The following is an 8082-nucleotide window of genomic DNA, read 5'->3' as shown; positions in this document are numbered from 1 at the left end:
GCCCCGAAAATACAGGAGACCTCTTAAACGTTGAGCTTCAAATGAAGCCACAAAAAATAGATAATAGCTGGAGGGGTCAAAGGCAAGGCTCCGGTTTGGAAATTGCAGATGCGCCCGCCCGAGCCACGGGACGGGGCGACCTAATGGTCCAGCTGATCTATCACCAGCCCAGGAAAATAATGTGTTTTTTTTCTGTAAGTTTATAGTCCCCATCACGAGACTGTCAGAAGTATAACTCTCTAAGAATAACCCCATTCATAGCCCATACATCAAAGCACTAAAATATCTAACAAAACAAGGCAGATAGAAATGAAATCATATTTTTAAGCCTGGCAAATATATTTTAGCTTTAGCAAAAGTATAGGCATTTTGGAATATAAACTGTTAACAAAATACATCGGAATAATTTCAGATGATAGCTTATGTTCTCAGGTGGGGTCCCGAAATGTAGACCAGGCATAAATGATAGCCCAGGTTCCCGGGGGGGGCCCCACGTGAGCACAAAGATATATGCCGTAAGGCATTTAGGCTACTTACAAAACAGGTGCGCTAAACCGGGTGATGACCCCTTCGAGGGTTCTTAACATTCTCACTCACACACACCTGAAAATCCGTAGAGGGTGGCAAAATGATAATAAGGGTTCTTAAAACAAGGCAATATGAGACCTCCAGACATAAGCCTTAAGCGGCTATGTGAGAACAGTTGATCAAATACATAGAACAGCGACAGCAACATGACAAAAATTAGCGACTATTAGGAAACACCCCCGAAGGAACGCAAATACAAATCGGCCCGCCCAAGAGGACCCCCGGGCCCATAGATGGGTCCCAAAAATTCAATCGTAAAATTTGCCCGTCCCAAAATTGAGCCCAAAGCGACCCTAGTATTTTGGGGCCGCTCGAAAATTAAACCCAGCGTGAAATAAAATAAACGCAAAAATATAAGCCCAGGGTAAATGATCACTCAGAAAAAGTACTTACATTCGCAACTGCTCTGTGATGACAATTATCCTAACATTATTGATAAAATGTACTCCGGCCCAGCCTGACGAGAATGAAACTTAAGCTTAGGTGTTTACTCCATGGTAGCCACAAGCATATTTGAGAATATGTGGCGATCACAGCCTTGAGCTAAGAATGTCGCGCCAAATTTAAGCTGTTGATTGTTTTTGAGAGTTGTGAATTGAAAAGCAATCAGTCAGGCAATCGTTCTATCTGCACTAAGAAATTGGTTGTAACCAAGGGGCCGAAGTACCTCAAATCACAAGGAAAGAGCGTTGAAAGAAAAGGGCAAGTTAGATAAAAACCTACCTTGAAATCTCCTGAGCCGATATGGATCCTTCTTAGTCACAAATAAATACTTATCTTTTTATACAGTCGCCTAGTAAACCGGCCCGATTAAATGTGTCTCGCTAAGGTGATTGGAAGCAATCAATAACTGCTAACAATCATGACTGCGAGCAGATCCACGGGTGGTAAACCGTGTTCAGACTGATGATTTGTAATAATAAAATATAATAAGTTCCTCATAAACTAAGACCCCCATGTCGGAATAATTGGAACAGAATATGGGGGTCTGCGACGTTGAGTGATCAACGTCACACACCCCCCCCTGAGACAACAGATCTCAGACGCCACACCGCATGCCACGCCGCTTGAGCGGCATCCGCGGCAGCGGAGCACGTTCGCCACCCGTGAGTGGATAACGAGCGCGCTAAATTCTGCAAAAGCAAATTATGCGGGATTTAAATAAGAGCTAGCCTGTCCTCTCATCCGCGATGGGAGAATATTGAGGTCATGTTCTTACTAATAAAGTAACATGGGTACTAAATTTTGCCCAGGGTAGCCTCCCGGCCCGTTTTCTCGTGGAGAGCAAGGCATAAATCCATAAGTCAAATGACTCAGGGCCAGGCTCATTCCTGACGGAAACGGACACTTAAATACTACTAGACAAGAGAAATAACTAATAACAGATTCCTAAAAAGACTTATCTTTACGTGCCAGCGCTAGCAACGTGCAGTGCGTAAATCAGTTATAACTGGTTCGTAGACTCAGCTTATATACTCAAGCCTAGGGTGGAACAGCCAGCTCTCAATACGGAGCCTCCTCCCAAGGCCGTCCAAAAATACAAGAAGTAACCAAGCAAATGTTTTTTAATCTTTCGAGGCCTGAAAAACTGCAAAAAAAGGCCTGTTCCAAACTGGGTGCATTCCTCTCATCTAAAAACTTTGACTTTGCAGGGAGTTATAAATCAAGCCCGGCCGCTACTCAGGGAAGGAATCGGACTATAGCGGTGGACAGGCAGATGATGAGTGATGCAAGCAGCCGGCTATCTAAGGGTTAATTAATCAGCTTCAAGTTTGACCAACTTGTTGATTGGTCTACGAAGTCTGGAGCTTTCAGTTTTCAGTTCTACTTCACGAATTAAGTTGTCTCTGCCAGCAAAAATCTTGGTGATGATCGCCAGGGGCCACTGGGAGCGAGGTATGTTGGAATCAGCTAGGAGCACGATGTCGTTGACTTTGAAGTCTTCGCGCTGCTTGTCCCATACCTTGCGCTGTTGCTGCTCTGCTAAATATTCTTTGGACCATTTATTCCAGAATTGATCTTTAAGCATGCAAACCTTCTTCCAGTTTCTCCTATAGATGGCTCCAAGATTGAAATTAAGATGGTCATCGGTGACGTTGGCTTTCATCATGAGTAGGTGGTTAGGTGTAAGAGCACCATCTTCAGGGTCTTGACTGACTCGGGTGATGGGGCGACTGTTCACCAAATTCTCAGCTTCACAGAGTGCTGTGAGGAGCGTCTCGTCATCAAGGGCGACTTTGGGGTTTAGGATGCCGGTCAGGCATTTGCGTACAGTCTTGATCTGTCTTTCCCAAACTCCGCCCATTTCAGAGGCTTTCGGGGGGTTGAAACGCCAGTCGATGCCCTTGCTTCTGGCTTTTATCACTATATCATCAGTATTCACCTCCTGCCAGGCGGTATTAAGCTCAGATTCAGCTCCCACGAGGTTCGTGCCGTTGTCAGATCGCATGGAGACCGGAAGTCCTCTACGGGCAGCGAAGCGTTGAAGGGCCATGACGAAGGAGTCGGCGGACATGGAGTACACGACTTCTAGGTGGATCGCTCTAATGGAGAGACATGTGAAGAGTGTTACCCATCGTTTGACTTGCGCACGGCCAACCTTGACGTAGAAAGGTCCGAAGAGGTCTACTCCGGTGTTGGTAAATGCGAAGGTTACTTTAGCACATCGCTCGGGGGGTAGGTCTGCCATAACTTGAGCCTTGGGCATGGAGAAATTACGATGACATGTGACGCATTTTTGCCTTATTTTTCTGAGCGTATGACGGGCGCCTATGACCCAATACTTCTGGCGGAGCATGCTGAGTGTCCACTCAGCACCCAAGTGAGCTTTTATATGCTCGCGACGTATAATTAGTAGGGAAAGGGGATGACCTCGGGGAAGAATGATAGGGTGGGTGTTTGTAAGCTCGGGATTAGCGTGAGAAAGCCTTCCTCCAACTCTGAGAATACCGTCCACCAGCATGGGTCTAAGAGAGCGTATGGGACTGTTGATGTCGACCTGGATGATTTTCTTACCGGTGTCTTTTCTGGACAGTTCCTTGATCTCTTTGTGATAACATTGCTGTTGGACGTGTCTCACGCAAAAGGTTTCAGCTTCAAGCATCTCCGCGACTTGTATGGGCCCGTGTTGCTTCTCCCCTTTGGTACACAATCTTCTCCACCAGGCAACTATGATGAAGAGAAAGTAGGCGCTGCTATGTTTCTTGATAATTACGTCTAAGGGATGAATATCTCCTTCTGCGTTAGTCGTTACCTGATCGTCGTTGTCAACGTCGGGACTAGAATGAGCTGCAGGGCTTACGACTGTAGCAGCTGTCTTCAATTCGAGTGGTTCAGATGGCGCGTTAAGCTCCACTTCCGGTGGCCACGCGTTTCTGGGTTGGCTTAGGAAGTCAGGACCGTTGATCCAAGTTGAGGGCAGCTCATCTACTGACATCACGCCACGACTGATGATATCTGCTATGTTGACATCGGTTCTGACATGGTGCCATCTACATACTGGTGTGTTTAGATGGATGAAGCTCACTCGGTTGGCGACGAACGTCTGCAGCCGCAGCGTAGTGTTACGGATGTAGTGGAGGGTGACGGTGCTGTCGGACCAGAAGTGGGATTCAACAACTTTTGCTGTCATTTCTTGACGTAGGGTGACGTCCATTTTTGCCGCGAGATGAGCTGCTGTGAGCTCGAGACGAGGGATGGTGACGTGTGCGATCGGCGCCACTCGCCCTTTCGCGCAGAGCAGGTTGACATCGATCTCTCCGCTGGGGTACTCGACTCTCACGTAAGCAGCGCATCCGTATGCTTCTTCACTGGCGTCACTGAAGTGATGAATCTCTATCCTGGCACCTCCAATGTTCTCACGTAACATGGCTCGAGGAAATTGTAGGTCTTTGATGTTATGAAGGCCAGCAAACCACTCATTCCAGCCGTTGATGATGTCAGTGGGTAACTGGTCGTCCCAGCCCAATCCCAGCCTGACAGCTCGTTGGAAGAGTCGCTTTGGAGGGATCAGCAGTGGAGATATACATCCGAGTGGATCCCAGAGCGAGGCAGTAGCACTGAGCAGCAGTCGCTTCGTGGTGACGTTGATGTTGCGTAGCACCTCGACGTCGTAGTAGAACGTGTCGGTTGACATGTTCCAGTGCATACCTAAAGCTTTGGCGTGGTCTTCATCTTTGATGGTCTTGATGGGGGGCGCGTGTTCATGCTCGGCGATGTCCCTCAGCAGATCAGGATGTGTTGCTTGGAACTTTACTAGTGAAAATTTTCCCACGGCGAGGGCGTCTCGAACGTCAGCTGGCTGGCGACAGGACAGGAGAGATTCTGAGACGCTTTTGAGCACGTCGTCGACGTAGAAATCACGGTTTACGACTTCAGCTACCTCGGCTGAGGCGCGGGCGTCCTCCACAGCTTTTCTAAGGGCAAACGTGGAGCTGGCTGCGCACCAAATACCGCCGAAGATATGTGAAGTCATCCGGTATTCCGTCACTTTTCCTTGCTGGGACCATAACACGCGGAGCATGTCGCGTTGCTGTACAGGAATTCTAACCTGCAAATACATCGCTGTCACATCTGCTGACCACGCAGCGTGATATTCACGGAAGCGCAGGAGGATGTTGAACAGCTTGTTAGACATATCTGGGCCTTGATAACAGAGCTTGTTTAAACTTACGTCTTCAAATTCACTTTTGGCATCCATTACGATGCGAATCTTACCAGGTTTGTCAGGTCGGATGACGTCAAAGTGTGGCAGGTACCACACTCTGCCGTCATCACGTCCCAGACAATCCTCAGGAACCATTTCCATGAACCCATCTTTTACCATTGACATGAGCTGTATTTCATAACGCTCGTGTATACCTGTTTTCTCCAGCTTCTTGTGCAGGGAGCGCAAGCGTTTCATGGCATACTCACGATTATTGGGTACCTTCTTACCTACATCTTTGAAGGGTATAGGAAGCTCATAGTGTCCATATTGGTCAATTTTTACCTCTCGTTCCCAGAATTCCAGGACCATTTTGTCTTCCACGGACATGACCCTACCAGCATCGCCTCGTTCAATGTCATACATCTTACGTATGTCGGCTTCGATCTGATCCAATCTTTCAGGAGCAGATCGGCGTCGACACTCGATAAAGGCACAATCATTAGTATCAGGACGTAGAATCTGAGTGTCATTGACGGGGCCAGATATGGCCCAGCCCAAGGGGTATTTTACTGCATAAGGGTAGTTTTTAGGAGAGGTGGGATGTTCTTTACAATCTAAGGGTCTATTCAAACCGCTGTCACTGCCTATGAGTAGACCAACCGTCTCGTTCCGCTGAGCCTGCAGGTCAAGCCCATCTAGGTAGGGGTGTTCTTCTGGATCCAATGCCACCGTCCTCGGACTCGCAGGAATCTGTGAACACACAAAGACATTTTTTAGCGTTTGGAAAGTATATTGACCTTTGCCCCTAACTTTGATGGATTTTATGATATGATGGTTCGTGTCGACAGTGCCATTTATAGTACGAGTGAAATTTTCAGAAGGTATCGTACTTAGGTTTAATGATTTTGCCAAATCAGCAGTTATATAGGATGCTGTACTGGCACTGTCTTGGAGGGCGTACGTTAATTTACCGCCGCAAACAACTTCTATCACAGGAAGAATGGTATAACCTGCGCTAGTCCTTACACAAGGAACATCATTGGTGGGCTTGACTTTAGTCTGAGCAGAACAAGGTTTATGATGCAGCAAAAAATGAAAAGGCATAGCACAATCACAAGGGTTATTCACTTTACATTTCGAATGAGATGAACAACTTACACAAAGACATTTCCAACATATCTTAGACTTGTTTAGGCGCTGATCCCATCTCGCCGCAGCCTCCAGTCCCAGGAAGACCCCGCATGACTTCAGGTCATGGCGCTCCTTGTCGCAAAACAGACACTTAGCGGGCAGGGTCTTCCTGCCACCGGACTGCCGCTGGGGAGAAGAGACAGTCGCAGCATTTTGGATTTCCTGTGAAACAAAACTAGAATTAGCATTTTCAGATTTTTTGGCACCTTTCCTATCCTTATACCTAATATTTGACTTTGTTGCTCTCCGCTTAGCAGCATCAATACCATAATACTCATCATTTGATTCAGCTGCCAGCAGCCTGATGAACTTGAGAAAATCATTTATGTCGGGATATACTTCATTTGCGACCTTATGTTTCAAAGCGGTCTTACTCCAGCGTACATGCACGCTGTTTGATAAACGAACTAACAAATCATCAATTATAGCATGTCCTCCAATATCGGATTCATGAGGAGTATGAGCTAACTGATTAACTGCTTGCTGTATGTCACGAGCAAATTCTAGCAATTCATCAGCAGTGACCACAGAGGGCCCATCTTTTAAATCATTCAAAATATGCCTAGCTAAAATTGCAGGCGTACCAAAAAGACTAACTAATTCATTCCAAGCGTCAGTGAAAGGTTGCTTACTACCAGAAGTTACATGAGGTTTTACAGCTAGTCTAGCCTTATGAGAAGTAAACTTAAGCAAATAAGATACTAACTTTTTCTCACATTTAAAGTGGCACTTGACGTTGACCTCGAATTCTGCCTCGAAGAGCTTCCAGTCACGTGGGTTCTCGCCAAACGTCATGCAGTCGATGTTGGGCGCGACGATTCTCTCCGCCATAGCCTCACTCAGGTCCAGGGTGAGATTTCCAGGACTCGCCGCCTGTGGCGATGACGGCATACGCGTCCTGTCCAAAAGGCTGGTATCTTCTGAGTCTTCATCAGGGCTGGGGAGCAACGCGCTTGCCTTCTCGATGACGTCGTTGTACTTTTTGTCGATGGCGAGCATCCAGGAGTCGACGGTGGAAAGGTACTGTTTAGCCGTCTCTGGATCCGGTTTATCGGCGTGGAGGAAGTCCAACCAAGCATAGTGACTGGTTTCTAGGTTATCATAAGCGGCGGAGCACGAGTCAACTTGCTTACGCAAAGTCACGAGACTGGACTTCTCCTTGATGCGTCGTTCCAGGCGCTTCACCTCCTTGTGGAGCTCGGCTTCGGCAGCATTCCTCTCTCGCAGCTTCGGTGGTAGCGTCATGATTCCACGCAGAAGGTTCCGGGTGTTCAGGAGGATACTGGTGAAGCTGCAAGAAGGCTACCGTGAAGGGGAGAGCGAAGATGAAGAGAAGCCTTCCGACGGGTGAGGGGAATATCACAGAGTAGACAGACGGGGCTACGAGCGACTACGAGGGCCGCCGCAAATAAAGAAAAAGAGGGGGGACTGACTCCAGGCCGAAGAACAGGATGATGAAAATTTCGTAATCCGAACTAATGTTAGGCCCGGATAAATATCCAAAGTGTTACAAAGAGTTTCCTACTAAAGGCAGAGGGCGAAAGAGAGAGAACGAAAAATATAAGAACTTATCCAAAAAACAACCTGACTGTTAACAAAGCAGGTTCCGCTTGCGAATGGTAATGAGCAAGCTTTAGTCAGTCTTACAACAACTT

At 47.3% G+C, this 8082-nt stretch carries 2 protein-coding genes; one reads left to right on the top strand and one right to left on the bottom strand.

Going from position 1 to position 8082, the window contains the following annotated elements:
- Positions 1–206 (top strand): hypothetical protein (locus CMN27_RS11755; RefSeq protein ID WP_293626654.1); only part of this gene is annotated, 206 nt, incomplete at its 5' end.
- A gap of 2138 nt (positions 207–2344) precedes the next feature.
- Here CMN27_RS11755 and CMN27_RS11750 read toward each other — a convergent pair.
- The gene (locus CMN27_RS11750) at positions 2345–7672 is read right to left on the bottom strand and encodes a hypothetical protein (RefSeq protein WP_293626652.1); all 5328 of its coding nucleotides are present in this window, start codon (positions 7670–7672) and stop codon (positions 2345–2347) included.
- Positions 7673–8082: the final 410 nt, after the last annotated feature.

Origin of the sequence: Salinisphaera sp. (assembly GCF_002729955.1) — a bacterium.
GTDB lineage: Bacteria > Pseudomonadota > Gammaproteobacteria > Nevskiales > Salinisphaeraceae > Salinisphaera.
This window is presented reverse-complemented; position numbering and strand designations above follow the sequence as displayed.